Source organism: Streptomyces sp. NPDC127595, from assembly GCF_042671685.1.
GTDB lineage: Bacteria > Actinomycetota > Actinomycetes > Streptomycetales > Streptomycetaceae > Streptomyces.
This window is the reverse complement of the sequence record NZ_JBHXWK010000015.1, coordinates 113,653-137,346: the sequence shown is the minus strand read 5'-3', so window position 1 is coordinate 137,346 and position 23,694 is coordinate 113,653. Positions and strand designations below refer to the sequence as shown.

Genomic DNA, 23,694 nt, shown 5'->3' with positions numbered 1-23,694 from the left:
TGTGCTTACAGCCAGGCCTTCAACAGGTTCTGCCAAGGGTCGCCTCCCTCTCGCGCCAGATACACCGCGCGTGCACTGACCCACAGGACAGTCGCACCGAGACGCTCGGGGTGGCGCTGGCGCATGGCGTGGAAGAACTCGACCGGAGTTTCGTGTGCTGCCGCGATGGCCTCGGCGTCGTCGAGGTACTGGCGGGTCTCGGTGATGAGCCGTTCGGCGTCGTCGTCGAGGTTCTTGTTCTGGTGACTGGCCACGATTCGCCGCGGTCCGAGCGCGGCAACGACATCGATCGCCTTCCGCCACGCGTCGAGACCACCATCGGCTGCCTCGCCGAGATACACGTGCACACCGTTGTAGACCAAGTCGCCCGCAACCAGCAGGTCGAGGTCCGGCACATGCAGCACAGTGCAGTCGTCGCTGTCTGCGTGCCCTACGTCCACGATGTTGAGATCGTGCCCTTCAAGGGCGATGCGGTTGTCGGGCACGGTGACGGCCGTGACGGGAGATGGTGGGATCTGGCCTGGCCACATCTGGTCCCAGAGTGCCTCCCGGGCAGAGACGTTGTTGTGCATCTGACCGATCGTGGTGGCTGAAGCCGTTACCAGGGCGTCGAAGCGCTCGGCGAGCATTCCGGCGGTGAACCAGTGGTCACCGTGGCCATGGGTGGCGACGATGTGTGTCAGCCGCTTTCCGCTCGCCTGGACCCAGTCCCCGACCGCCACCGCCTGTTCGGTGGTCAGGGGCGGATCGACGAGTACGGCGTCCTGCCGACCATGGACGAGGGTGACCGCGATGGGCTGGTAGCGGCGGGGCTCCCCGTTGGGCAGCAGACCCGACGCGTTCATCGGCAGCGGGTCCGCGACGAACACGTCGTAGCTGATGGCTGTGTCGGTGGACATGATTCTCCGTCCGATCGTGCTTGCTGACGTGGCTGCTTGAGGACGCGGGCGACGTCATGCGCGAGGTCGCCGGGTTCCGAATCACCGCGCCGATGTCGGCCGGGCTGCCCGTTCGTCCCTGCGTCTCGACCCTCAACTGTCGACCCGGCCGTGGGACAACCGAGTGGTCGTCGACAACGAACAGCGACATGGTGTCCCGAGGCGGCGGACCTCGACATCACCTGAATGTGTGATCTGCCTTCGGGACGCCTCAGACGACCGAAACGCCCGCCTTCGGCCGCGCCACTCTTGACGCAGCCCACCGCCGTCCTCGCTCATTTACGCGAGGCCGGAGCACCTCGGGTCCGCCTATCGCCTCAATGTCGGCCTGACCAGTGCCTTCCCGAACGTCGCCGCCGCGGCGGCCAGCGAACGTGTCGAGGCCCCGCCACCATGGGCCGGGCAACCGTACTGGACTGGCTGGCCCCGGGCCTTGGGCACGGCTGGTATCGAGGGTGTGTTACGGACGGGTTTTGGTCTCGTCCTGCCACTCGGCCGTGTAGCGCTTGCTCTTTATTGCTCACCACCTGGAACTGGCTCCTCCGAGACCACTCCGTCCCGTATCAGGCTGTCCAGCTCAGGGAGGGCCCACGACCGGCGCGGTCGACGGCCAGTTCCGGGTCGTCACTTTCCGAATGCCTGACGGAACTGCTTCAGGGTTTCGCCCGAGGCCACGTTCGCGCCGCATACCGAAACGGTGCCGTCTTGGCAGCGGCCACAATGTAGTGCTCTCCGGCCAGGAACGTCAGGGTCTCCAAGGTGTTCGGGGCGCTGTTCTGGGGCCGTACCGTGTCCGAGTCGCCACCGGCAGCGGCGTCTGGTGATGGCAACCGAGGCCCGGTCGCTGGGGTACCGATCTTTCTCCCTCCGGAGCACACGGGAACAGAACGACAACGGCCCGGCCACCGCGGAGAGCGGGGCCGGGCCGACCGGTCGTACGCGGCGTCTCAGCCCTGGCGGGCCTTGAAGCGCGGATCCTTCTTGTTGATCACAAATGTCACACCCCGGCGGCGTACCACCTGCGCGCCGGGCTTGGATTTCAGCGAGCGCAGGGAATTGCGGACCTTCATGACATCCTCCCGTAGCGGCGCTCGAAGCGCTCCACCCGGCCCGCGGTGTCCACGACCCGCGCGTTCCCGGTGTAGAAGGGGTGGCTGGCCGACGAGATCTCGACGTCGATCAGCGGGTAGGTGTTCCCGTCCGCCCATTCGATCGTGCGCGACGAGTGCGCGGTCGAGGGGATGAGCGACGAGGTGTCCGCCGCGCGGTCGCGGAAGACGACCGGACGGGAGACGGGGTGGATGCCAGGCCTCATGGTATTTCCTTCCTCAGGCTGTCCGCGGTGGGACGGCCGCTTTGCTGGGTTCAACGCTCCTCGCGGAAAGTGACGTGCTCCCCCGCCACCGGGTCGTACTTGCGCAGTACAAGGCGGTCGGGGTCGTTGAGACGGTTCTTGCGCGTCACGTAGGTGACGCCGGTCCCGGCCGTCGACTTCAGGGTGACGACGGGACGGGTGGTGGTGCGTGCCATGAGAGCCTCCTTCCGCTCACATCCCGGGATTTTGTCCCGAGCATGTCAGCTACATGCGTCTTAACACCGACATCTGTCGGCGCATTCCCGCTGCCTACGCGGCCACCGCGGCCCGCTCACGAGCGGCTTGTACGGCCTGTGACAGGCCGGCGATGTCGTACGCGCCGTGGTGTCTGCGGCCGTTCACGAAGAAGGTGGGGGTGCCCGCGACGCCGCTGAGGTCGGCAGACTCGACGTCCTCGGCGACATGGGCCGCCCCCGCGTGGGCCCGCATGTCCCGTTCGAAGCGGGCGGTGTCCAGGCCGATTTGTGCGGCGTAGCCCCGCAGATCGTCGAAGCGCAGGGCGCCCTGGTGGCTGAGCAGCAGGTCGTGCATGTCCCAGTACCGGTCCTGCAGGGCGGCGGCTTCCGCGGCCTCGGCGGCGAGCTGGGCGTGGACGTGGACGTCGGTGAGCGGGAGGTGTCGCCACACGTAGCGGATGTCGTCCCCAAAGTCTCCGAGCAGTTCGCGTACGACCGGCTCGGCCTGTCCGCAGTAGGGGCACTCGTAGTCGCCGTACTCCACGACGGTCACCGGCGCGTGCCGCGGTCCGCGCAGGTGGTCGCGGTCGGGGTCGACGGGTACCGACAGGTCGACGATGGTCTCCGCCCGACCGAACAACGCCCTCAGCCGTACCTGGCCCGGCAGCAGTCCGATCACTCCCGTGACCAGTCTGGAGACCAGGAATGAGCCGATCACGGCGCTGAGGATGCCAGTCTTGGCGTCCTCCAGGCGGGAGCCGTCGAAGGCGAGGGTCGCGATGAGCAGGGAGACCGTGAAGCCCACTCCGGCCAGGGTGCCGCCCGCGGTCACGGCTCCCCAGCCGACCGGCGGCCGGATGCGTCCGCGGGACAGGAGGCTGGTCAGCGCTGTCGACGAGACGATGCCGAGGGGTTTGCCGACGACGTAGCCGATGAGGATGCCCAGGGCGACGGGTGAGGTGAAGGCGCGTGCCAGCTGGTCCCCGCTGAGGTGGACACCGGCGTTGGCGAGCGCGAACAGCGGGACCACGGCATAGCTCGCCCATGGGTGGTAGATGCGCTGCAGACGGTCGTTCGGGGAGATCGCCGAGGCGATGCCGGCGCGTACGTCGCGTTCCAGCTCGGGTGTGGGCTGCTCGCGGAACAGCCGGAACAGACCGGTGGCGCGTTCCAGGTCGTCGCGCGTCGCCGGATAGGCGTACGTGATCATCCCCATGGCGAGTCCGATGACGACGGGGTCCACGCCCGATTCGAGCAGGGCGATCCAGGCGACGAGCGCGAGCAGCGCGTACACAGGGCCTCGGCGCACCCTGAACCGCCGCAGGAGCAGGATGACGGCGAACGTGCCCAGGGCGAGGAGGAGCGCCGGTACGGCGATGTGGTCGCTGTAGAACACGGCGATGACCAAGAGCGCCAGGAAGTCGTCGACGACGGTGATCGTGAGGAGGAAGACGCGCAGTCCCGGCGGCATACGGCGGCCCACAACAGCCAGCATGCCCAGTGCGAAGGCCGTGTCGGTGGACATCACCGCGCCCCAGCCGTTCGCCGTTCCGTGACCGCTGTTGATCGCCAGGTAGATGCCGATAGGCACGAGCATCCCGCTGACACCCGCGATGAGCGGCAGGGCCAGGCGCTTGCGCTCACGCAGCTCGCCCATGTCGAACTCGCGGCGCGCCTCCAGGCCGACGACGAGGAAGAACAGCGTCATCAGCCCGCTGTTCACCCACTCGCGCAGGTCGAGCGAGACCCCGTGTGAGCCGAGCTGGACGGACAGGTGGGTCTGCCAGAACGACTCGTACACCGAGGGAGCCGCGTTGGCCCAGACGAGTGCGGCGAGCGCCGCCGTCACCAGGACGGCGGCGCTTCCGGTCTCGGTCCGCAAGAAGTCACGCAGCGGGGAGCGCGAGTCGTCGCCGCAGGCGGTCTGCCCTGTGTAGTCGGTGGCTTCGAAGGACATGCGGTGCTCACCTCCACCTTGCGTCGCGACTCACGTGTCGGCCCAACACCGGCTGCCACACCTTTCATCCCTGCAGCAGGCGCCCCGGCCGACAGCCCGGGTCAGCCGCCCAGCGCCGCCCCGACCACGGCCTTGGCCTCCTCCTCCACCCGGCTCAGTTAGCCGGCCCGAGGAAGGACTCGGCATTGATCTTGTAGACATCCTCGGTGCCCGAGGACCGCGCCGCGAACCAGGCGTTGGCGGTCATCACTGTGATGCCGCCCAGGGCCGCGCCGTTGGCGGGGGCTCGATGAGCACACCGGTGACCGCCTCCCGGCCAGAGTGTCGGCGGTGACCTGCGCGGACGACAGTTTGGCGAGCAGCACCTTCTCCCCGCGGCTTGTGGGGGCGTCGATCCGTGCGCAGGCCGGCGCTCCGAAACGCTCCGTCAAAGCGGCGTAGTGCTCTGCCGGCGTCTTGTCGGTCGCCGCGGCGATCTCGGAAGCGAGCAGCACCAGGATGATGCCGTCCTTGTCGGTGGTCTCGACAGGCGCAGCCGACCAACTCCTTCTTCTTGGCGTCCACGCTGATCACCGGATCCCCGGCACGCATGTGTTCCTTGGCCTGGCCGTTGATGTAGCGGAACTGGACATCACGGTCCGGGTGCTGTGCGCCCTCGATGGTCTTCGCGTCGGCCTGCAGGCTGAAGCCCTCTTCCCGGAGCAGGTTTCCGACCGTGTCCGCGCTCACCTTGTGTCCCTGACGGGTGAGGTCGGTGGCGAGCTTCCCCGTCGACTTGATTGTCCAGCGCAGCGGCGATATCGGACCCCCACGTATGTCCGGCTCGACCAACGCGACCAGGGCCAGCCACGGCCCCAGGTCTACCTCGGCTGCCTTCTTGCGCCCGCCGCCGGGACGGCGAACCCGCCCCAGCGGTCCCGCGCCCGCCTCCAACTCGTCCATACCCTTGCGAACCGTGGTCTCGCTGACCTGAGCCGCCTGTGCGACCACTCGGACAGCACCGTGCCCCAGGACCCGGGTCTCGGCTCCCATCAGCAGCCGACGCTGCCGCTCGTCCAGATGCGGGACAACACCCCAAACTTGACAGCCAGTTGATCACGCGTCGCGTCAGGGATGCCCTTACCAGGTGAACGAGCCCGAATACGGGAAGCAACACGTTGATTCTCTGCGAGCCCTTACGAGTTGTTGTGTGATAGCCAGTGGGCACGCTCTCGTGGTGCTGCCGCGGAGCAACTCGTCCCGGAACCTGGCCGTTGGGGATCACATATCCAGGTGATGTTGCGGTCCCCCGCCATACGAGATTGTGTCGTTGACCCTCGGCGGGCACCCGGCTGCCCGTCGGCAGAAGAGCATGGACGAAACGAGGCGACACCCGCCGTCACCACCGAGTCTCCAGACCTGAGGGGACACGTCTGTCTCGCTACGCGCGGTACAGACAGAGTTGAAGAGCTCGTCAAAGAGGATGGACATATGCGCATCGTGATCGCTGGCGGCCACGGGCAGATCGCCCTCCTTTTGGAGCGAGACCTGAGGGCAGCTGGCCACACAGTTGTAGGCCTGATTCGCAAGCCGGAGCAGGTGCCCGACGTGACGGTGACGGGTGCGGAGGCCATGGTCCTCGACCTGGAGTCGGCCAGCCTCGACGCCGTAGCACAGGTGCTGGAGGGTGCGGACGCGGCCGTCTTCGCCGCCGGTGCCGGGTCGAACAGCGGTGCGCTCCGCAAGGACACGGTCGACCGTGGCGCCTCGGTCCTGCTGGCCGACGCCGCCGAGCGGGTCGGGCTACGCCGATTCCTGCAGATCAGCGGGATGGGCGTCGACGCTCCCCCGGCCCAATTCAGCGGCGGAGACTGGCCTGCCTACTTCTCCGCCAAGGCGGCTGCCGAGGACGATCTGCGCAGCCGGGACCTGGACTGGGTGATCCTGCGGCCGGGCGGACTCACCGACGAGCCCGGAGACGGCCGCGTCACGCTGACGGACAAGGTCGCTGACCTGGGCTTCGTGCCGCGGGCCGACGTGGCCGCTGTGATGGCCGCGCTGCTGACATCCGACGTTTCCCACCGCACCCTCGAGCTGGTCAGCGGGAACACGCCCATCGACCAGGCCGTACGGGAACTTTAGACACCTGACCTGGTGCGAAGCGCCCGTCACGCCCAAGGGGTATCAGGGGCTCTTCCCAACGGGCATGGCCACAACAAATCAGCTGGGGCTGGTTCTGGTCACCCCCCGGCCCGCCCGCCGACAGGCTGGTCACCGCAGAATTCCCCATCCTCTCCGGCCGGCTGGAACGTCCGGTGATCGGTTGGGCAATGCGCCGGATACGCCGGTCCGCACCGCCGCAGGCGACCGCGTCGCGGGAGATCTCAGAGCGACCCCGCTTCTGTGGAATCCAGCGCCACCGCCCCGAGAGGTGCCTTCTAGTCGCTAGAGGCGGGCGATGAACGCGCTGATGTGGGAGGCGATTTGGTCGGGCACCTCCAGTGGCGAGAGGTGGCCGGTGCCGTCAACTTCGGTGAGGGTGGCGGTGGGGACGAGGGGCAGCAGGTGCTCGCGCAGGATCGGGGGCGGGTCCACCTTGTCGTCGCTACCGGCGAGCACGAGCACGGGCACGTCGATCGCTCCGACCCGGTACGCGAAGTCCTCGACCAGTGCCTGTCGTGGCCAGGCCATGCGTGCCGCTTCGCCTGCCCGAGAGCTGTCCTCGTGTACCAGCTGACGTGCTTCGGCCGACAGTTCGCCGTTGGTCAGCACCTGGTCGATGCTCTGGTCGATGGTTTCCGCGTTGTCGTAGGCGTGGGACAGCGCCTCCTGGAACTCAGGCGTCACACCGACCGGAGCCGGCGGAGCGGGTGCGACGAGCACCACACCTTTCAGTCCCGCTGGGCGGCGGGAAGCGAGCACCTGGGTCACCTTTCCGCCCATCGAATGCCCCACCACGACATACTCGCCATATCCGAGTTCCTCGATGACGCGCTGTGCGTCGTCGACGAGCTGCTCGATGCCGTACGGGCCGGGCACCTTGGTGGACTCACCCCAACCGCGGCTATCGCAGGAGACGAACGCCTGGGCGGGACTCAGTCGCTCGATGACCGGCCGCCAGGTGCGGTGCGAGCCGCCCCAGTAGTGCAGGAAGACCAGGGCCGGCCCGTCGCCTTCGCGTACGTGGCCGTAGAGCCGCCCGTCCTTCACGGCGAAGTGCCGCCCGATCGGGGTGTATGTGGTCACAGCAATCAGGTGTCCTTGTCTGGGCCGGCGCCGAGCCGCTCTGCCGCGGTCGCTGTCGACGTGAGCCCGGCCGTCAGGCCGTGCTGCTCATGGCTCGATGGTCGTCCAGCCCTTCTCGATCAACCACAAGCCGGTCTGCCACCATCCGAAATTTTCGGGACACGCTGCGTGGAAAACCGACTCGCCAAAGGCGCCAGCGGCACCACCGGACCAGGGCCCTCGCGCGTGAGTTCCGCGCGGTCGGCCGGTGCCCGCATCCTGTCAGGATAGTTACGGTCGTAATATTGCAGCCATGGCTCCTCATCGTGTCGCAGTCCTTGCGCTGCCGTTTGTGATCCCCATTGACCTCGGCATCCCCACGCAGATCTTCAACGAGCGGTCCTATACGCCGTACGAGCTGTTGGTGTGCAGTGGGCCCCGCGACAGCGTCACGACCAGTACCGGCTTCACGATCGGCGCGACGGCCGGGCTGTCGGCGCTTGCCAGGGCGGACACGATCATCGTCCCCGGCTATTGGGAGTATCAGCGGCCACCGGCGCCCGAGGTCACGGCCGCGCTGAATCTCGCCTTCAACCGGGGCGCCCGCATCGCCTCAATCTGTACCGGCGCCTTCGCGCTCGCCGCGGCCGGACTGCTCAGCGGCCGTACGGTGACCACGCACTGGTCCAGCGCCGACGAACTCGAACGCTTCTACCCCGAGGTCCGGGTGGACCGCACTGTCCTCTACATCGACGACGGTCCCCTGCTGACCTCTGCGGGCATGACCGCCGGTATCGACCTGTGTCTCTACATCGTCCGCAAGGACCTAGGTGCTGCGGTCGCCAACAGCATCGCCCGCGAACTGGTCGCAGCACCGCACCGCGACGGCGGCCAGGCCCAGTACATCGATCGGACTCTGCCCTCCCCCACCGACCACACCCTCGCGAACACCCGCGATTGGGCCTTGGGGCGCCTCAACGAAACCCTCACATTGGAGGTCCTTGCCCGGCACGCGCGCGTCTCCGCACGCACCCTGGTCCGCATGTGGCGCCAGGAAACCGGCATCACGCCACACCAATGGCTGCTCACCGCCCGCATCAACCACGCCCGTGAACTCCTGGAGGCCACCGACCTCGGCATCGAGCAGGTCGCTACCCAGAGCGGGTTTGGAACCAGCACCAATTTTCGAGCCCGATTCCGCGACGCCCTCGGCACCACGCCGTCTGCCTATCGCCGGGCCTTTCAGCCCTCTGACGGAACAGCGTTGGTCCGGCCGGACGGGAAACCCGAGCATCTGGCGATGTGAGGCCGGTTGACCAGGCCGACCTGAGGTGTCCCGAAAATTACGAGCCCTGGCAGTGAACACCGTCGTTGATCCACGGTGCCTTCGACGAGGATCGGCAGCACCGTCATCGTCGCAGAAAGGGAGCCGCGCGGCGTTGACCTGGACCGTTGCAGACTGTCGGCACCCGTTTCCGCGACCGGCAACACGAAGGTGGTTGTCTCATGAGCGCTGAGGAAGACAGGAGCAAGGCCATCGTCCGTGAGGCCTTCGACACCCTGTTCAACGAGCGGGACTACTCGGCTGCCGAGCGGTCCTGGTCCTCCGACTACATCCAGCACAGCGCTTACATCGCACCCGGCCGGGGAGGGCTGTTCGACCTGGTCAAGAGCCGCGCAGCCCTTGAGCGGCCTGCCCATGTATGGCGACGACTTCCTCGAGGACCGCTGAGGACGGGTTCCTAGCGGGTCGTGCAGGTGGATACAGCCGGGGTGCGGATCGCCGTCGAGGCATACGGGGCCTGACAGACCGGCACTGCCTTCGTGAGCGGTGGGGTGCCGGAGACCTCTCCGGACTGTGAAGAGAGTGAGGCACCACATGACGTCTGGCTCGATCAGGTGATTCGGCAGGACCGGTGTCTGGCTGATTCTTAAGCGAAGGTCGACAGAAGCGCAGATGCCTCAAGGAGGCAAGGCCATGAACAGCCCAGAGGGCGGATCGACGGCGGACGTGAGGCATGTTGGCGCGACGATGGCGCAACCGGCCAAGCGGCCTGAGAAGAGGTACACAGTTGCGCGACGCGTGCCTGGTACCGGCGTCCTGCGCGGTCGTACTGAGGAGATGACAACCGCTCTACGCATGCTACGTGCGACGGCGCAAGGCGGACACGGGCAGATAATGATCATCACGGGCGAACCGGGCATGGGAAAGTCCGAGCTGGCCCGTGCAATCGCCGCGGAGGCCGGGGCGTTGCGCTTCCGGACCGGTGCTGCCAACGCCGACGCGATCGCCCAGCTGTCCCCGGGAGCTCCGCTCCTGTTGTCGCTGCGGCACGGTCCTCACCCCCTGCTGACCGGGGCTGAGTTGACGGAGCTGGTCGCGCTGGTGGACGAGCCATTGTTGCTCCTCGAAGCGATCGGCAACCGGCTGGAGACCGCCACCGCCGCAGGCCCGGTCCTCCTGCTGCTGGACGATCTGGAGGAAGCTGACCAGCTCACCCGGTTTCTCCTGCGGAGTCTGCCGTTCCAGCTGGCGTCGTTCCCTGTCGTCTGGCTACTGGTCGGGCGCACGGCAGAAGACAGCGTTCTGAACGATCTGAGCGCCCTGAACGGCTCCCGAGCCGGCCAGATCCCTGTCGAACGACTGGAACTGCAGCCGCTGTCGGCCGACGCAATCCTGGCCCTCGCCCACGACCGGCTCGGCGCGCCACCACCGCTCGCCGCCGCCGACCTCCTGGTGCAAGTGGACGGCAGTCCCCTCCTGGCCGTGCAGGTCATCGACGCGCTAACCGGCATGGGCGGCTCCGTCGACGAGATGGACTGGCGATCCGCATCGACTCCGGCATGCGTCCCGCGGCAGGTGGCCCAGGCGTTGCACCGCACACTGCTCGGGCTCAATCCGCAGGCCGTCGAGATGATCGAGGCTGTCGCCGTCCTCGGTCAGCCGGTGACGTCCCGTGACCTTCAGGACCTGACAGGGCTCTCCCCCGTACAGACCGCCACCGTGTTGGACGAGGCGATCGGCGCCGGTGTGCTGGACCTGCGCAGCGGCAGGATCGCGTTCCGGTACCGCCTGGTGCGCGAAGCCGTGTACGCGAACCTTGCCGAGCCGACCCGGCGGGCTCTGCATCGCCGGTGCGCCATGCAGTTGATGGCCGTCGACGCCGAGAGCTTGCTGATCGGCGTGCACGCCCGTGAAGGCATCGAGCCCGGCGAAACGGAGTGCGCAGCGATCGTCATGCAGTCGGCAGTCGATCTAGCAACGGCAACACCACACACGGCCGGCGACCTGGCCGTCACGGCATTCCGTGCGCTGCGGCCCACTGATCCGGCATACCTCACCCTCGGCGAACAGTGCGTCCGGGTCCTGGGCCTGGTCCAGCGCTGCGACGACGCGATCACGATCGGCGATCTGGTGCTGGCGCACCTGGATGACGGGGAGTCGGTAGGGCGAGTCGAGTTCGCGCTCGCCAGGGCCCTATGGTTGGCCGGGCTCTGGGAGTCCTCGTCGGTGCGATGTTCCTCGGCCCTGGCCAGGTCCGACCTGACTGCTCCGATGCATGCCCGACTGACGGCGCTCCAGACCCTCGTGGGCTCCCGGTTGCAGGGGGCCGAGACGATGCGACCGCAGGCCGAAGCAGCCTTGGCTGAGGCCCGGCGGCTCGATGACCGCGAGGCCCAGGTCACCGCACTGCATGCCCTCGCCGAGATCAGCCGCAACGGCGCCGACCACGCCGGATCCCTGTCGTACTTCCGGCAACTGCGGGCCCAGTCCCAGCCCATGTTCTTCGCCCAGGAGATCATGGCGCTACAACACCTGGACCGCTATCGCGACGCCGAGGCGCTGCTGAAGCAGGCGTGGAGCGAGTCGGCCGGGCCCGCGGCCGCGGTACTACCGGCGCTGCTTTATGCACAGATCTGGCAGGACTACAACCTGGGTCGTCTGGACGACGCCGAGGCGGGCGCCCGGAGGCTGCTCACCCTGGCTCGCGAACTTGGCTCGCGGATGTGCGAGTTGGAGGCGGCGTCGATCGTGAGCATGGTCGCTCTGCTCCGGGGACGACTGGACAACGCCCGGCACGAGTTGGCCCTCGGCGGGAACGGGCCGACCGCCGACGACGAGGCGCACGCGCCGCCGCTGCTGCTGACCCGTGGCTGGCTGACCGCAGCCGAGGGCGAGCCAGCCGCGGCGATCCGTTTGCTCTCTCCGCTCCTGCGCTCGGCCCACGCCGAACGCGACGCCTGGCCATGGAAGCCGGGCTGGCTGCCGGTCCTGGCCGGTATCGGCATTGCCGAGGACGACGCGGCGTTCCTCGATCATGTGCAGTTGCTGGCCGAGATCGGTGCGGTCCGGAACTCCGGCGTGGCCAGTTTCGAGGGCATCTCGGCGCACATCCAGGGCCTGGTCGGCGGAGACGGTGATCTCCTCCACCGCGCAGTCGACGTACTGACCGACGGCCCTCGTCCGCTCCTGCTGGCCGGGGCACGCGAGGACCTCGGCAAACACCTGCTCCGCGAGCGGCAGCGCACGGACGGGATCGCACAACTGGACCGTGCCTGGGAGGCGTACCGGCAGGCAGGCGCGATCGGCCCGATGCTGCGCGTCCAGCAGGCGCTGCGCAGAGCAGGCGCCCGACGCGCCGACTGGGCCGCCACCGAGCGCGGCCCGGCAGTCGGTTGGGCCGCGCTGACCCAGGCCGAGCGCACTGTGGCCCGCCTCATGGGCAGGGGGTACTCCAACAAACAGGTCGCCGCCGAACTGAGGGTGTCCACGAACACCGTCGGCACCCACGCCCGATCCATCTTCGCCAAGCTCGGCGTACGTTCCAGGTCCCATCTGAGCAACAAGTACCACAACCAGATCGTGGGAGCCCAGGCGCACATCCCTGATGGTCGGACCACGTCGGTGACTACCTAAGCAGCGCATCCCCGGCGCGCCCCGCCTCACCTGTTCAAGTGATGTGGAGGAGCGCAATGTGGTGATGACCTTGCTACAGCCGCGCGGAAGTAGGCCCGTGCAACGTCAGCAAAACACTGTGGAGGTTGGCCGTGAACGATCGACTCGAAACAGCGCAGTCGGTTCGCGGACTCGCCGGTGAGGTCCGGCCGGCGACGACACACCTGATCGTGCTGCCCGGCGGGGGCTACTCGGCACACTCCGCGCAGGAAGCGGAGCCCGTCACCGGCTGGCTCGCCGGACTGGGGCTGTCGGCGAGCGTCTTCCGATATCCGCTGAACGCACGCCACCCCGCACCCCTCCTGGCGTTGCGGTCCGAGATACGGCGGCGACGCGAGCAGGGGACCGATCGCGTCGGGGTGGTCGGTTTCTCGGCCGGCGGGCACCTGGCGGGGCTGGCAGCCCTCGCGCCGAGCAACGACCCGCGCGAGTCCGTCCAATTCGCCGTACTCGGCTACGCGATCACGTCGATGGAGACGGAGACGTACCGGCCCTCGCGCATCATCCTGCTCGGCGAGGACGCCTCACCGGACCTGCGCCAGGCGACGTCGCTGGACTCGTTGGTCACTGCGGCGTCGCCGCCCTTCTTTCTGTGGCACACCGCCGAGGACATCTACGTCCCGCCCGAGCACACGTATCGCCTCGCCGCGGCCTTGGCCGCGCACGACGTCCCGCACACCGTGCACGTCTTCGCCCACGGCCCACACAGTCTCGGCCTCGCCCAAGGCGCCGGGGACGCGGCCACCTGGACCAGCTTCGCGGCGTCCTGGATCGCCGAACAGCTCCGTGCGGGAACCACAGCACCATCCTGACCGGACAGCTCTCACATGTTCGGGTGAGGGAACGGAATCAGCGCCCGCGTGAAAATAGCGGAGCAATCCATACCGCCCGGATCCCAACCGTAAGGGAATCCCTCCATGCCTGAATACAAACCCGTTCCGGAAATTGCTAAAGGCCCCGACATCCCCGACTCCGGCTATCTCGTCACGGAACTCGGTGGCGGCGCCTACGGCATCAGCAGCGGGATGGTGAACACCATGTTCCTGGTGACGAAGAGGGGCGTGGTCGTCGTGGACGCCCCTCCAGACCTGGGTGAAAGGCTGCTGGCCGGCATCGAGGAGGTCACCTCGAATCCGATCACCCATCTGATCTACAGTCACGCACACGCCGACCACATCGGCTCCGCCCACCTACTGGTACGCAACGGGCTAAAGATCATCGCCCACGAGGCCACCGCTGAGTTCATCCAGGAGTCGCACGACGACCACCGGCCTCTGCCCAATGAGACGTTCAGCGGGACGAGAACGGAACTGAAGATCGACGGCGAGCTGCTCGTCCTTGAGTACAAGGGCGACTGGCATCAGCCGGGAAACCTGTTCATCCACCTCCCGGAACAGCGGATCCTGACGGCGATCGACAGCTTCACCGTCAAGAATGCGCCCTTCTTCCGCCTTCTCTTTTCCCCGCATGTGCCCGCGTACTTCACCGCCATGGATGACATGCTCGAATACGGCTTCGACACCGTGGTCTCCGGTCACATGTCCCTCTTCGGCACCCCCGAGGATGTGGCGGCGAATCGCGAGTACATCCAAGACCTACGGACATCCGCCGCCGAGGCGCTCGGCGAGGTGGACCTGCGGCAGGCTGCCGCCGATGCCGGGGTGCCCAGCGACAATCGCCAGGCTCAGCTGAAGGTCTGGATGGACGCAGTCGTCGCCCGCGCAGCGGAGCACATGCCAGCGTCCTGGGACCAGCGCCTCGGCGGCAACGACATCTTCCTCGCCGACAACCTCAACGCCGTGGCATGGAGCGTCTTCATCGACTGACTTGCCCCCACGTCCGAGAGCCCCGCCTCGAGGTGGCGCTCCTGCACCTCGAGGCGCGACCACGCTGGCGATGGACGGGGCACACGTCGCGTTCATCGCCCAGCCTGTTGCCGCCGCGCGCCTTCCTCCTGCGGCTCTGACCGCTGTCGGCTGAATGGTCGGCCCGGGCATAAGGCGCATTCGGCGCCGGGCCGCGCTCACCAACAACAGCCGGGCCGAGGTGTACCTCGTCACGATCAAGGCCTCACGCGGTGGCGGGTCTCGCACCCCCAGGGGCCTGCCGCCTCGTCGAGCAGGCAGACCGCGCCAGGAGCCGCTCCGAGTCGGCCGCCCCAGAGCGGCGACCGCCGATGCCGGCGAATGCCGTATCCCTGCACACGAAAGGCGAGTTCATGTCCGAGTTCCCCACATTTCCATCGACCACGGCCAGCCAGTTCGTCATCCCCTCGAAGGATCTCGTCCTTCCAGTCGGCGCCCATGTCGACCAGCTCTTCCGGCGCACCATGACCGAGCCCTTCGTCCTGCAGCGACTGTCGGAGCGCGCGTACTGGGTCGAGGTCGGAGTCTTCGCCACCCTCTTCTACGTGGGAGAGGAATCCGTCCTCCTGATGGACCCTATCGAGCACTGTTACGACGGCGTCCTTGCGGCGTCCCGGCGCAGAGCCGAATCCTGGCAGCGCTCGGACCGAGGATGCTGCGCCTTGCTCGCGGCCGGGCCGTCGGCGCCCACCCATACCTCGTCACCCCGAAATACATCGAGCAGGCTCGCTAAATCCTGGGCGACGCAGCGCTCCTGGCTCCCGAGGTCACTGTGGTCCCGGACAGCGAGCCCACGAGGGCACGCGAAACCGCGCGCCGCTTCCTCGACTACTACCTCCAGCTGCCCAACTACGCCACCAACCTCAAGCGCCTGGGCTTCACTGACAACGACCTCACCGGCGGCGGCAGCGACTTCCTGGTCGACGCCCTCGTCGTCTGGGGCACCGACGACGCGATCAGCACTCGCCTCGCCGAGTTCCACACCGCAGGCGCCGACCACCTGGCCCTACAGCTCATCGCCGAGGAGCAGACCGAGGCCCCGCCCCGCACCCAGTGGCGGCGCCTCGCCGACCTCACCGCACGGAGCAAGGCACAGCCTGACATCTGATCCCGAGCCGCAGGTACATCAGCAGAGGAAAACCCGTCGCTCATGGAGGGCCTGCTCCTTCTTGTGTTCCGCGCGGTCGAGCTGGCCTTTCCCGCCTGGGCTCAGCAGTGGGACGACCGCTACGCCGAACCGACCTATCTGGTCGGCGGCGCCCGGCTGGCCCCTGACGAGGCACTTGGGGGCTCTAACGTGTTTGGGTGAGTGAGCGGGAAGTGGCAGTGGATCCACACTATGGATAGCGCACTGAATGGACGGCTGTCCGGCTGGAAGATCGTGCTCTCCTGGCTCTGTGGCCAGCGGACCGACCGGGGCCGGGTAGAGCGAGCCCCGTCCCGAGGATGTCTCGCATCACGAATCCCCACTCATGAGAGGACATCGCCATGCCGATGATCGACGTGTACGCCCCGACCGGGACGTTCGACGACAAGCATGCGCTCGCCCAGGAACTCGCCCAGACGATCATGCGGTGGGAGAAGGTCCCCGCGATCCCCTTTTTCCTCGACAACACCGCCGCGTTCATCCACGAACTGGACTCGGACTCCCTCTCGACCGCCGGCGGCGCCAGCGCCAGTGTTCGCGTGAACGTGACCACCAACGCCGGCGCGCTGGACCGCGAGCAGCAGCTTGGGCTGGTCAAGGACTTCACCGCTCTGATCGCCAAGGCCGCAGGTGACCCGACGATGGAGGAGCGGACCTGGGTCGCCCTCACCGAGGCGGTCCCTGGCGGCTGGGGCGTTGCCGGCCATGCCTACACCAACGAGGAGATCGTCCAGCACGTGCGGGAGCTGCTCAGCAAGGCGTAGGTGCCTGCCGCCTGGTCGCGCGCTTGCACCTTGCAGGCGAGAGGCAGCATCGCCCAGGCCTGCGGGGAACACGATTCAACGGGCCCGGTGACTCTGCGGCCTCGTACCGCGTCTCAGCCAGCCCCGCATGTGCTCCCCGGATCCGGCTGCCGCCTCCCCTGTTCGGCGGGCGGATCCGGGGCCAATTTTCCATGTCCCCTTCGGCACTGTTGAGCGGCCGTGTCGCTGTGGTGACTGGAGCCTCCAGCGGCATCGGCGAACAGATCGCGCGGACGCTCGCTGCACGCGGTGCGTCGGTCGCCCTGCTTGCCCGCCGCGAGGACAAGCTCGAGGCGATCGTCAAGGACATCAGGGCGTCGGGTGGCAGGGCGGCGTCCTATCCGGTCGACCTCACTGACGCAGCCGCCACCACAGAGGTGTCAGGCGAGATTGCCCGTGACCTCGGAGATGCCGGAATCGTAGTTAGCAATGCGGGCATCATGCTGCCGACGCCGTTCGGTGACCTCAATCCACAAGATTGGAGCCGCCAGGTCGAGCTGAATATCGGCGCGGTGAACAGCACGCTGATCGCGTTCACCGAGCAGCTCGTGCGCTCCGCGGCGACCATCGGTGTAGCGGACCTTGTGAACACGGCTTCGATTGCTGGCAAGGGCGTGTTTCCGACGTTCTCGGTCTACGTGGCATCGAAGGCTTATGTGATCCACCTGGGCAACAACCTGCGCGCGGAACTGGGACCGAAGAACGTGCGGGTCACCACGATCCAACCGGGCATCGTCGGCACAGAGTTGCAGAGCCATATCGCTGACGAAAACGTACGCACACGGCTGACCGCCACCCGGGAAACGATCGAGTGGCTCCTTCCTCAGGACGTCGCCGACGTGATCGCCTACACGGTGGGGTTGCCCGCCCGCGTGAACCTGCCGGAGATCGCGGTCAGCGGATTGATGATCTTCCGAGGTGCGGCCTCTCGCTTCTCGTCGGCCTGTTTGCGCAGGCAGGGGCGGTGCTGGTGGCAGGTCTTCTCGACTGCGGTGGAGAGGTTGTGGAGCAGGTGCCAGCGGTCGGCGACCTCCTGGGCCTCGGGGGCGGCTTCGCGGATCGCGGTGGAGTAGACGGTGGCCCGGTCCCGGCAGATGATCTCGGCGCCGGGGTGTTGGTGCAGCCAGGCGATGAAGGTCGCCGCGTCCCGGTCCGGGAGGACGTCGACGACCCGGGCTGCCTCCACGTCGACCAGCACGGTGCCGTAGCGCCATCCTTTGCGGAAGGCGAACTCGTCGACGCCGAGTACCCGCGGTGCCCGCTCGGGCACCGCGGGGAACTGCAGGGTCTGGCACAGTCGTTGACCGGGGCGCCCGCCGAGGAATGTCGCGATGTACCGCATCCACTGCCGCAGGCCGACGCTGTGGCGACGGGACCTTCGCTGAGGTCAGGGACCTGCTCGACGAACGTCACCCATCGGCACTCGGCCCGCTCGCAGAAGAACCGTCGCACCTGCAGCGAGATCACCAACGACCGTCCCGCCACCGGGCGTTCAGTCAGACGGCGTCGGTAGCGGGAGTGCACTCGGCGTCCCCGACAGCCACAATTTGGGCAGTCCGGTGGCCGACCACAGGCTGCCGCCTCGACCACGACCCTCTCTGTGGCGGTGTGCACCGCCTCTGTGGCGGTGTGCACCGCCGTGACCCGCACATCGATCCCGGGAAGCAGTACATCCTCGATCGCCACAACCCCCATACCGGGGCAATCCCCACGCGAAACGTTTTCGCACTCGCGCGTACACCTGGGGATTCACGGAATCGCGGCCAGAACCACGTGATTCCCCACCCTGAACCTCACGTACTGGGCCACCGGGACGGCGGCGTCGCGACCGCGGTGGACATGGGGACGATGACCGTGCGTCGGCATCCCCATGGCGCCAGAGGTTCCCGGGCCGCCCGATAAAGGATCACAAAGCATGGTCGGTCGATTAGTTCACACTCCCCACGGGGAGGAGGCAGCGGCCAGTTCCATCCTCGTCACACCATTGCTCTGCCTCTCAAGCAGCAATTCGCCACCGATGGCGTATCGAGGCGCGGCAGCATCTGACAGAGCGGCTCGCTCAACAATTGCGTCGACCAGCGAACGAACCATGTCAAGGCGCGGATAAGCATCGTGGATCTGCTTCTCCCAGGCACGGGCGATCCCCGCGTTGCGCCCAAAGTCGAGCCCAACACCCTCTCGGGTCAGGTAACTCAGCAAGCCCCGACGCTCGGCAATCCCGGGAGAGGTGTGCAGGGCGATTGCTTCCCAGACGCGATCGATGTCCGCCTCGGGAACCTCGTGCTGCCGCAGCAATTCAGCCGCCAGGTCAGCACCTTCTACCTCGAAGCGCGCTTCGCCCTTCGCGCGGTTACCGATGCCCAAATCGTGCAGAACAGTTGCGGCGAACAGCAGGTCACGGTCGTAGGCGTCGTCCTCGAGGCATCCCTCATGGGCAGCCACGATCTCGGCGAAGAGAAAGCTGCGCACGCTGTGATTGAACAGTGGAGTGGTCTCGGAACTGCGCACAGCGGAGACGATGGCCTCCGACAAGGGGCCGGTAGGCAGGTCAAGTGAGAAGTTCATGTACGCAGGCTAGACATCTGAGCCGCACCCCTGGCAGTGGCATGTGCGACACCTGTCGCAACATTCGCGCCACTCACTGGAAAGGGGATTAGTCGAAGCAGGACTGACCCCTCCCCCCACTACCTTGGCTGCCATCACGTGCCCAAACTACCCATACGAGACCGCCGACTGCTGAAAGCCGCGACGATATTCCGTGGGAGCGATACCGAGAGCGTCACCGAAGCGTGCACGGATGCCAATACCGCTGCCCGGTCCACCTCGTGCGGCGACTCGCTCGATACTCAGATCGGTGGCCTCGATGAGCTCGCGAGCTTGGTTGAGGCGGGCGGTAACGAGCCACTGATAAGGACTGGAACCGCTGTCCTGTGGCCACATTCTGATAAAAGTGCGGGGGGAAACCCGCGCATAGCGAGCGAGGCCGTCAAGAGAGATTTACCATGTGCGGCGTTCATCGCAATGGCGATAAGAAAAACCTCTCGAAAGCTTCCCTTTGGAAAATGTCTTGAGAGGCGACGCCCACTACCGACTTCTCGACTGTTGCCCACAGCGGCCCAGGCACATGTGACCGGGTCACGGACAACGAGCCGCCAACTAATGGGCAGAGGCGGACTAAACCGCTATGCCGGAAAAGGGCGGCATCTGTGCCGGCCTGGCGAGGCGACGGTATTGCCTGCCTCTCTAGCTCTATTGCAAAGAGGCCTAGCCGGAGAGGCCAGACAATACCGTCACAATGAAGCTTCCTCATTCACGCCTCGGCGCGTCACGTACTAGCCAAGATAGACCTGAATATCCCGCTTCACTGCTGAAAGTAGCAGAGCGCCAGGATCGGGTACATGAGGATCAATCGGTGACCCCTGCCAGCGGAAGTGAACTGCAACCCCTTCAGGCAACGACGTCATCTGCCGGGGACTCATCCAGTTCGGGGAAGTAGGGGCCCTCGACCTCACCCGGACGGATCACGGCAGACTTGGGACGGTCGTCCAGCAGCAAGCGAGTGGCGTCCGTCTTCGCATAGTGCCCGGCAGGGTCGGCCGCGTTCTTGGCAAGGTCTATCAGGGAGAGGTCGATGTCAGCGACAACCAGTCCCTCGACTTGCTCGTCGAGCGGCTTACCCAGAGGGGTACCGTCGGGGCCGAAAATGCGAGAGTTGCCAGCACCCTTCGCGAGCAGTGTGCGTTGTTCGTCGGTGGTCGTGAAGGTCTCCAGGGCGCGTTCGCCGATCACCTGGGTCGGGGCGATGACAAAGCAGCCGCCTTCAAGAGCGTAAGTCTGAGTGACAGCCATATTCGCCTCAGCACCGAGTGCGTAAGCAATGCCCTTGTACAGGCCGAAAGCGGGCCACGCGGCGACGTGGACCTGCTCGTGCTGTGCGTACATCGCATACTTGTTGAGCGGCTGCAGGTGCTCCCAACAGTTCAGGAGGCCGAGTCGACCGAGCGGAGTTGAGACAACCTTCAGGTTGCTGCCGTCGCCCTCACCGAAGAGACTGCGCTCGACATGGGTGGGCTTGAGCTTGCGGCGATGCAGGAACACGGAGCCGTCCGCCCCTATGAGCGTCTGAGACATGTACAGGCTTCCGTGGTCCTTCTCGCTGTATCCGAGGGCAACGGTGACGCCAGTACGGCGTGCAGCCCTTCGGATCGCGGTGATGTGTTCGCCATCGACGGTCGGGGAACTGGCGTGGTATCGCGCAACGAACGGCACCTGACCGGCCACGTGACCGAGCCACAGGAACAGCGGGTACCCCGGGATCCAAGTCTCGGGGAAGGCCACCAGGGAAGCGCCCTCGGCAGCGGCGTCCTCGATCAGACCAATGGTCTTCTCGACGGTAGCGTCGGCGTCAAGCCACACGGGCTCGGCCTGGACCGCGGCAACACGATAGGTGGTTGTCATTTCGGACCTCCTGCTGTCAGGACCTTTTACTGAGAGTGAAATGACAGTAGGTACCAGCGTCTGCGAATCTGCGGCGTTCCACGCACCAACGAGCGGCATTTTCTGCAGCCAACGACGCACGCCACACGTCCGACCAGCACATTCGGACGGTCGAGTCAGCGAACCGTCACGTTTCTCGGCCGAGCGCCCCACGCACCTCAGCGGGAGTCCGGCCATAAGCGCGGACGAACGCACGCGTGAACGTGGTGCGATCAGCGAAACCACAGCGGGCAGCCACAGCAGACACCGTCGAGCCGGCTCTCCGAGGGTCGGTCAGGATGCGGTAGGCCGCCTGCAGGCGCTCGGCGCGGATAAAGGCTGCGGGAGATGTACCAGCTCCGGCGAACAATTCGCCGACATACCGCACCGAGACGCGGTAACGGTGAGCGAGGGACTCGGGAGTGAGTCGAGGGTCGAACATATGTTCGCGCGCGTACGCCTGCATTGAGGCGAGCAGAGCGGCGCGTCCAGTAGGCACACCTGAACCCTCCCCTACCACCGCGCGCACAGCCGTGGCCAGGAGATCCACAGCCGTGAGACCCAATTCGGCCCTCTGGTCGCCAGTGAGGACATCGCAGGTATCGGCTAGTTCTCGCATATAGGCAGCCAGGACGCGAACAGTAGGGTGCCCAGCGGGCAGTCCACGCCCGTAGGCGTCCTCCACACGGCTGCCCCGGTCTCGAAGCTGTTCTCGCGGCACCTGCAGAACCAGCTGCCGCGCGTCCGTCCGGAAGCGCAGTTCGTACGGTCGCGAGGCGTCGTACAGCGCACCACCGCCGCGAGACCACTCGGTCCCGCTGTCTCCTTGAAGGACGACACCTTCGCCGTCGACGTGAAGCGAGAACAAGCAATCATCGCTCGGCTCATGACGCACCAAACGGCCCGTCCGCAGAACTACTGACGCACCGTGTGTACGTACGTCTGTGAGCGTGGCTGCGGATCCCAGAGAGCTGGAACGCACCGAACCATGAAAGGACGCAGCCATGGAGCCCAGTGACAATGGCACGAAGCTATCGGTGATGACCTGCGCCCATTCATCCGGGCCTTCGGCGACAAGCACGTCCATAGAATCCAGTATGCTCGCCCCACGACTCGTCGATGTCAACGTTTCTGCACCGAAGACCGCAAGCCGGCCCACCGGTCGTCACGGCCCTTGCGTCGACGCCGTTCATGGCCGCTGTTGGGTCCCCAACCTATGCAGAGGCCGATCATCCGACATGGCGGACGGTGCACCGGTCTTCCTGGCCGCAACCCGATCAGACGGCCGGACCCCATCAGGCAACCGGTTTTCCCTGCCTCGACCACCCACAGGGCCGTGCACGCAGCCCTTCCAAGTCGCACGCGAGCTAGTTGACAGTCCGGTGAACAGCGTGAGCGCAAGTCGCCCGGTATACCGCTGGACGCCCCGCGGCTGCCTCGATCGACGGCTGGCCAATAGGCAGCCACCCCCTATCCAAGATCCCACGCTCAAGAACTGACACGTCTCGACCTGTACTGGCACAGCCCGAGGCAGGACCACTCGGACGTCACGTGGCGGTGACCGGTGACCACGGTTCCCGCAACGCGGCGATGCGCCTCATCGATGCTGACGTCGACCGCTCCTGATAGCTCAGATACACGTTCGCTCACCAGGCTTGCGATCACCACCAAGTCCTTGGCCAGCCATGAACTACAACGACCGCGCTTCACGTCAAAAAAGTTACGGTCGTAACATACTGGCCATGGAACCTCATCGCGTCGCTGTTTTGGCACTCCCCGGTGTACTCCCCCTCGACCTGGGCATTCCCGCCCAGATCTTCACCCCGCGGCGTAGCACCCCGTACGAACTGACCGTGTGCGGCCCCGCCCCGGGCAGCGTCACAACCAGTACCGGGTTCACGGTCGGCGTCACAGCAGGGCTACCCGCTCTGGCCCGAGCCGACACGATCATCGTGCCCGGGTACGCGGAGTACCAGCTTCCGCCAGCACCGGAGGTCACCGCTGCCCTGAGGCAGGCATTCGTTCGGGGCACTCGGATCGCCTCCATCTGCACCGGCACCTTCGCCCTCGCCGCGGCCGGACTCCTGGACGGGCGCACGGTGACCACACACTGGGCCAGCGCCGATGACCTGGAGCGCCTTTACCCCGGTCTTCGCGTGGACCGCGACGTCCTGTACATCGACCACGGTCCCCTTCTCACCTCCGCAGGGGTGACCGCCGGCATCGACCTGTGCCTCTACATGGTCCGCAAGGACCTGGGCGCCGCTGTCGCCAACGAAATCGCTCGGGCACTGGTCGCATCACCACACCGCGAAGGCAGCCAGGCCCAGTTCATCGACCACGCCATGCCACCCCCCACCGCCCACTCCCTCGCCGACACTCGTGAGTGGGCACTGCAGCACCTCGATGAGGACCTCCGCCTGGACACGCTCGCCCTACACGCACGTGTATCCCCGCGGACGCTGAACCGCATGTGGCGTCAGGAGACCGGCATTACCCCACACCAGTGGCTGCTTACCGCCCGGATCAACCACGCTCGTGAGCTCCTGGAAGCCACCGCGCTGAGCATTGGGCAGATTGCTGCCCAATGCGGACTTGGCAGCACTACCAACCTCCGCGCCCGCTTCCGCGATGCCCTCGGCACCACCCCCACGGCCTACCGACGCGCGTTCGCGAACCCAGTACGTCCCGATGCGGCGGAACCAGAGGCAGCCCGAGCAACGTCCTAAGGCGATCCTCTGCTGCCCGGGCCCTCACCTAAATACGTGATGCCCGGGGTCAAGACCTTTCCCGACA

At 66.6% G+C, this 23,694-nt stretch carries 21 protein-coding genes and 4 pseudogenes; 11 read left to right on the top strand and 14 right to left on the bottom strand.

What is annotated here, in order from left to right:
* Positions 1–5: 5 nt before the first annotated feature.
* From ACFVKT_RS35635 to ACFVKT_RS35605, 7 genes and pseudogenes are all read right to left on the bottom strand, one after another.
* Complete coding sequence (locus ACFVKT_RS35635) at positions 6–899, bottom strand: MBL fold metallo-hydrolase (protein WP_385739503.1); 894 nt, start codon at positions 897–899, stop codon at positions 6–8.
* A gap of 986 nt (positions 900–1,885) precedes the next feature.
* Complete coding sequence (gene ykgO / locus ACFVKT_RS35630) at positions 1,886–2,008, bottom strand: type B 50S ribosomal protein L36 (RefSeq protein ID WP_043662604.1); 123 nt, start codon at positions 2,006–2,008, stop codon at positions 1,886–1,888.
* Positions 2,005–2,253, bottom strand: a complete 249-nt coding sequence (locus tag ACFVKT_RS35625; protein ID WP_385739499.1) for a type B 50S ribosomal protein L31 — start codon at positions 2,251–2,253, stop codon at positions 2,005–2,007. Before ACFVKT_RS35625 ends, ykgO begins: the two co-directional genes overlap by 4 nt.
* A 50-nt stretch (positions 2,254–2,303) precedes the next feature.
* Positions 2,304–2,468: a 50S ribosomal protein L33 gene (gene rpmG, locus ACFVKT_RS35620; RefSeq protein ID WP_326725729.1), complete on the bottom strand. Its 165-nt coding sequence runs from the start codon at positions 2,466–2,468 to the stop codon at positions 2,304–2,306.
* Positions 2,469–2,562: 94 nt separating this feature from the next.
* The gene (nhaA, locus tag ACFVKT_RS35615; RefSeq protein ID WP_385739496.1) at positions 2,563–4,446 is read right to left on the bottom strand and encodes a Na+/H+ antiporter NhaA; all 1,884 of its coding nucleotides are present in this window, start codon (positions 4,444–4,446) and stop codon (positions 2,563–2,565) included.
* Positions 4,447–4,547: 101 nt separating this feature from the next.
* Positions 4,548–4,973, bottom strand: a pseudogene (locus ACFVKT_RS35610) (phosphoglucomutase, alpha-D-glucose phosphate-specific); the annotation flags it as partial.
* 7 nt (positions 4,974–4,980) lie between these two features.
* Positions 4,981–5,478: pseudogene (locus ACFVKT_RS35605) on the bottom strand (ISAzo13 family transposase); the annotation flags it as partial.
* 438 nt (positions 5,479–5,916) lie between these two features.
* On the opposite strand from ACFVKT_RS35605, the gene ACFVKT_RS35600 reads away from it, so the two are divergent.
* Positions 5,917–6,567 (top strand): NAD(P)H-binding protein, encoded by a 651-nt coding sequence (locus ACFVKT_RS35600; protein ID WP_385739493.1) that lies wholly within the window; start codon positions 5,917–5,919, stop codon positions 6,565–6,567.
* A 303-nt stretch (positions 6,568–6,870) separates the two neighbouring features.
* On the opposite strand, the gene ACFVKT_RS35595 is transcribed toward ACFVKT_RS35600, so the two are convergent.
* Entirely contained in the window at positions 6,871–7,671 is an 801-nt protein-coding gene (locus tag ACFVKT_RS35595) for an alpha/beta fold hydrolase (protein ID WP_385739490.1), read from the bottom strand.
* 292 nt (positions 7,672–7,963) lie between these two features.
* Here ACFVKT_RS35595 and ACFVKT_RS35590 point away from each other — a divergent pair, with 292 nt between their 5' ends.
* The 9 genes and pseudogenes from ACFVKT_RS35590 to ACFVKT_RS35550 all read left to right on the top strand — a co-directional run.
* The gene (locus ACFVKT_RS35590; protein ID WP_385739487.1) at positions 7,964–8,956 is read left to right on the top strand and encodes a GlxA family transcriptional regulator; all 993 of its coding nucleotides are present in this window, start codon (positions 7,964–7,966) and stop codon (positions 8,954–8,956) included.
* Positions 8,957–9,156: 200 nt separating this feature from the next.
* A complete protein-coding gene (locus tag ACFVKT_RS35585; RefSeq protein WP_385739484.1) occupies positions 9,157–9,396 on the top strand; it encodes a hypothetical protein in 240 nt (79 codons plus the stop codon).
* A 211-nt stretch (positions 9,397–9,607) separates the two neighbouring features.
* Positions 9,608–12,568: a LuxR C-terminal-related transcriptional regulator gene (locus ACFVKT_RS35580; RefSeq protein ID WP_385739481.1), complete on the top strand. Its 2,961-nt coding sequence runs from the start codon at positions 9,608–9,610 to the stop codon at positions 12,566–12,568.
* A gap of 131 nt (positions 12,569–12,699) precedes the next feature.
* The gene (locus tag ACFVKT_RS35575) at positions 12,700–13,419 is read left to right on the top strand and encodes an alpha/beta hydrolase (RefSeq protein WP_385739479.1); all 720 of its coding nucleotides are present in this window, start codon (positions 12,700–12,702) and stop codon (positions 13,417–13,419) included.
* A gap of 105 nt (positions 13,420–13,524) precedes the next feature.
* On the top strand, positions 13,525–14,433 hold the full coding sequence (locus ACFVKT_RS35570) for an MBL fold metallo-hydrolase (protein ID WP_385739476.1): 909 nt from the start codon (positions 13,525–13,527) through the stop codon (positions 14,431–14,433).
* 811 nt (positions 14,434–15,244) lie between these two features.
* Positions 15,245–15,580 carry a hypothetical protein gene (locus ACFVKT_RS35565; RefSeq protein WP_385739473.1) on the top strand — a complete coding sequence of 112 codons (336 nt, stop codon included), beginning with the start codon at positions 15,245–15,247 and terminating at the stop codon, positions 15,578–15,580.
* Positions 15,581–15,622: 42 nt separating this feature from the next.
* Positions 15,623–15,781, top strand: coding sequence for a hypothetical protein (locus tag ACFVKT_RS35560; RefSeq protein WP_385739470.1), 159 nt, complete (start codon positions 15,623–15,625; stop codon positions 15,779–15,781).
* A 179-nt stretch (positions 15,782–15,960) separates the two neighbouring features.
* Positions 15,961–16,383 carry a 4-oxalocrotonate tautomerase family protein gene (locus ACFVKT_RS35555; protein WP_385739467.1) on the top strand — a complete coding sequence of 141 codons (423 nt, stop codon included), beginning with the start codon at positions 15,961–15,963 and terminating at the stop codon, positions 16,381–16,383.
* Between the two features lie 191 nt (positions 16,384–16,574).
* Positions 16,575–17,261: pseudogene (locus ACFVKT_RS35550) on the top strand (SDR family oxidoreductase); the annotation flags it as partial.
* An 8-nt stretch (positions 17,262–17,269) separates the two neighbouring features.
* On the opposite strand, the gene ACFVKT_RS35545 reads toward ACFVKT_RS35550, so the two are convergent.
* From ACFVKT_RS35545 to ACFVKT_RS35520, 6 genes and pseudogenes are all read right to left on the bottom strand, one after another.
* Positions 17,270–17,764 (bottom strand): transposase, encoded by a 495-nt coding sequence (locus tag ACFVKT_RS35545; RefSeq protein ID WP_385739464.1) that lies wholly within the window; start codon positions 17,762–17,764, stop codon positions 17,270–17,272.
* A 101-nt stretch (positions 17,765–17,865) separates the two neighbouring features.
* Positions 17,866–18,117, bottom strand: a pseudogene (locus ACFVKT_RS35540) (ISL3 family transposase); the annotation flags it as partial.
* Positions 18,118–18,354: 237 nt separating this feature from the next.
* Positions 18,355–18,987 (bottom strand): HD domain-containing protein, encoded by a 633-nt coding sequence (locus ACFVKT_RS35535; protein ID WP_385739462.1) that lies wholly within the window; start codon positions 18,985–18,987, stop codon positions 18,355–18,357.
* Between the two features lie 147 nt (positions 18,988–19,134).
* The gene (locus ACFVKT_RS35530; RefSeq protein WP_385739667.1) at positions 19,135–19,419 is read right to left on the bottom strand and encodes a helix-turn-helix domain-containing protein; all 285 of its coding nucleotides are present in this window, start codon (positions 19,417–19,419) and stop codon (positions 19,135–19,137) included.
* 450 nt (positions 19,420–19,869) lie between these two features.
* Positions 19,870–20,880, bottom strand: coding sequence for a carbon-nitrogen hydrolase family protein (locus ACFVKT_RS35525; protein ID WP_385739459.1), 1,011 nt, complete (start codon positions 20,878–20,880; stop codon positions 19,870–19,872).
* Between the two features lie 166 nt (positions 20,881–21,046).
* Positions 21,047–21,904 carry a helix-turn-helix domain-containing protein gene (locus ACFVKT_RS35520; protein WP_385739664.1) on the bottom strand — a complete coding sequence of 286 codons (858 nt, stop codon included), beginning with the start codon at positions 21,902–21,904 and terminating at the stop codon, positions 21,047–21,049.
* A 736-nt stretch (positions 21,905–22,640) separates the two neighbouring features.
* Between ACFVKT_RS35520 and ACFVKT_RS35515 the strand changes: the two genes are divergently transcribed.
* The gene (locus ACFVKT_RS35515) at positions 22,641–23,627 is read left to right on the top strand and encodes a GlxA family transcriptional regulator (protein ID WP_385739456.1); all 987 of its coding nucleotides are present in this window, start codon (positions 22,641–22,643) and stop codon (positions 23,625–23,627) included.
* The last annotated feature ends 67 nt before the right edge of the window (positions 23,628–23,694 follow it).

Excerpts from the sequence above, each read along its gene's own strand:
- ACFVKT_RS35555 (WP_385739467.1), top strand. The coding sequence starts at position 15,961 with ATGCCGATGATCGACGTGTACGCCCCGACCGGGACGTTCGACGACAAG.
- ACFVKT_RS35520 (WP_385739664.1), bottom strand. The coding sequence starts at position 21,904 with ATGGCTGCGTCCTTTCATGGTTCGGTGCGTTCCAGCTCTCTGGGATCC.
- ACFVKT_RS35515 (WP_385739456.1), top strand. The coding sequence starts at position 22,641 with ATGGAACCTCATCGCGTCGCTGTTTTGGCACTCCCCGGTGTACTCCCC.
- ACFVKT_RS35560 (WP_385739470.1), top strand. The coding sequence starts at position 15,623 with ATGGAGGGCCTGCTCCTTCTTGTGTTCCGCGCGGTCGAGCTGGCCTTT.
- ykgO (WP_043662604.1), bottom strand. The coding sequence starts at position 2,008 with ATGAAGGTCCGCAATTCCCTGCGCTCGCTGAAATCCAAGCCCGGCGCG.
- ACFVKT_RS35590 (WP_385739487.1), top strand. The coding sequence starts at position 7,964 with ATGGCTCCTCATCGTGTCGCAGTCCTTGCGCTGCCGTTTGTGATCCCC.
- ACFVKT_RS35580 (WP_385739481.1), top strand. The coding sequence starts at position 9,608 with ATGCCTCAAGGAGGCAAGGCCATGAACAGCCCAGAGGGCGGATCGACG.
- ACFVKT_RS35525 (WP_385739459.1), bottom strand. The coding sequence starts at position 20,880 with ATGACAACCACCTATCGTGTTGCCGCGGTCCAGGCCGAGCCCGTGTGG.
- ACFVKT_RS35545 (WP_385739464.1), bottom strand. The coding sequence starts at position 17,764 with ATGCGGTACATCGCGACATTCCTCGGCGGGCGCCCCGGTCAACGACTG.
- ACFVKT_RS35535 (WP_385739462.1), bottom strand. The coding sequence starts at position 18,987 with ATGAACTTCTCACTTGACCTGCCTACCGGCCCCTTGTCGGAGGCCATC.
- ACFVKT_RS35600 (WP_385739493.1), top strand. The coding sequence starts at position 5,917 with ATGCGCATCGTGATCGCTGGCGGCCACGGGCAGATCGCCCTCCTTTTG.
- nhaA (WP_385739496.1), bottom strand. The coding sequence starts at position 4,446 with ATGTCCTTCGAAGCCACCGACTACACAGGGCAGACCGCCTGCGGCGAC.
- ACFVKT_RS35585 (WP_385739484.1), top strand. The coding sequence starts at position 9,157 with ATGAGCGCTGAGGAAGACAGGAGCAAGGCCATCGTCCGTGAGGCCTTC.
- rpmG (WP_326725729.1), bottom strand. The coding sequence starts at position 2,468 with ATGGCACGCACCACCACCCGTCCCGTCGTCACCCTGAAGTCGACGGCC.
- ACFVKT_RS35635 (WP_385739503.1), bottom strand. The coding sequence starts at position 899 with ATGTCCACCGACACAGCCATCAGCTACGACGTGTTCGTCGCGGACCCG.
- ACFVKT_RS35625 (WP_385739499.1), bottom strand. The coding sequence starts at position 2,253 with ATGAGGCCTGGCATCCACCCCGTCTCCCGTCCGGTCGTCTTCCGCGAC.
- ACFVKT_RS35570 (WP_385739476.1), top strand. The coding sequence starts at position 13,525 with ATGCCTGAATACAAACCCGTTCCGGAAATTGCTAAAGGCCCCGACATC.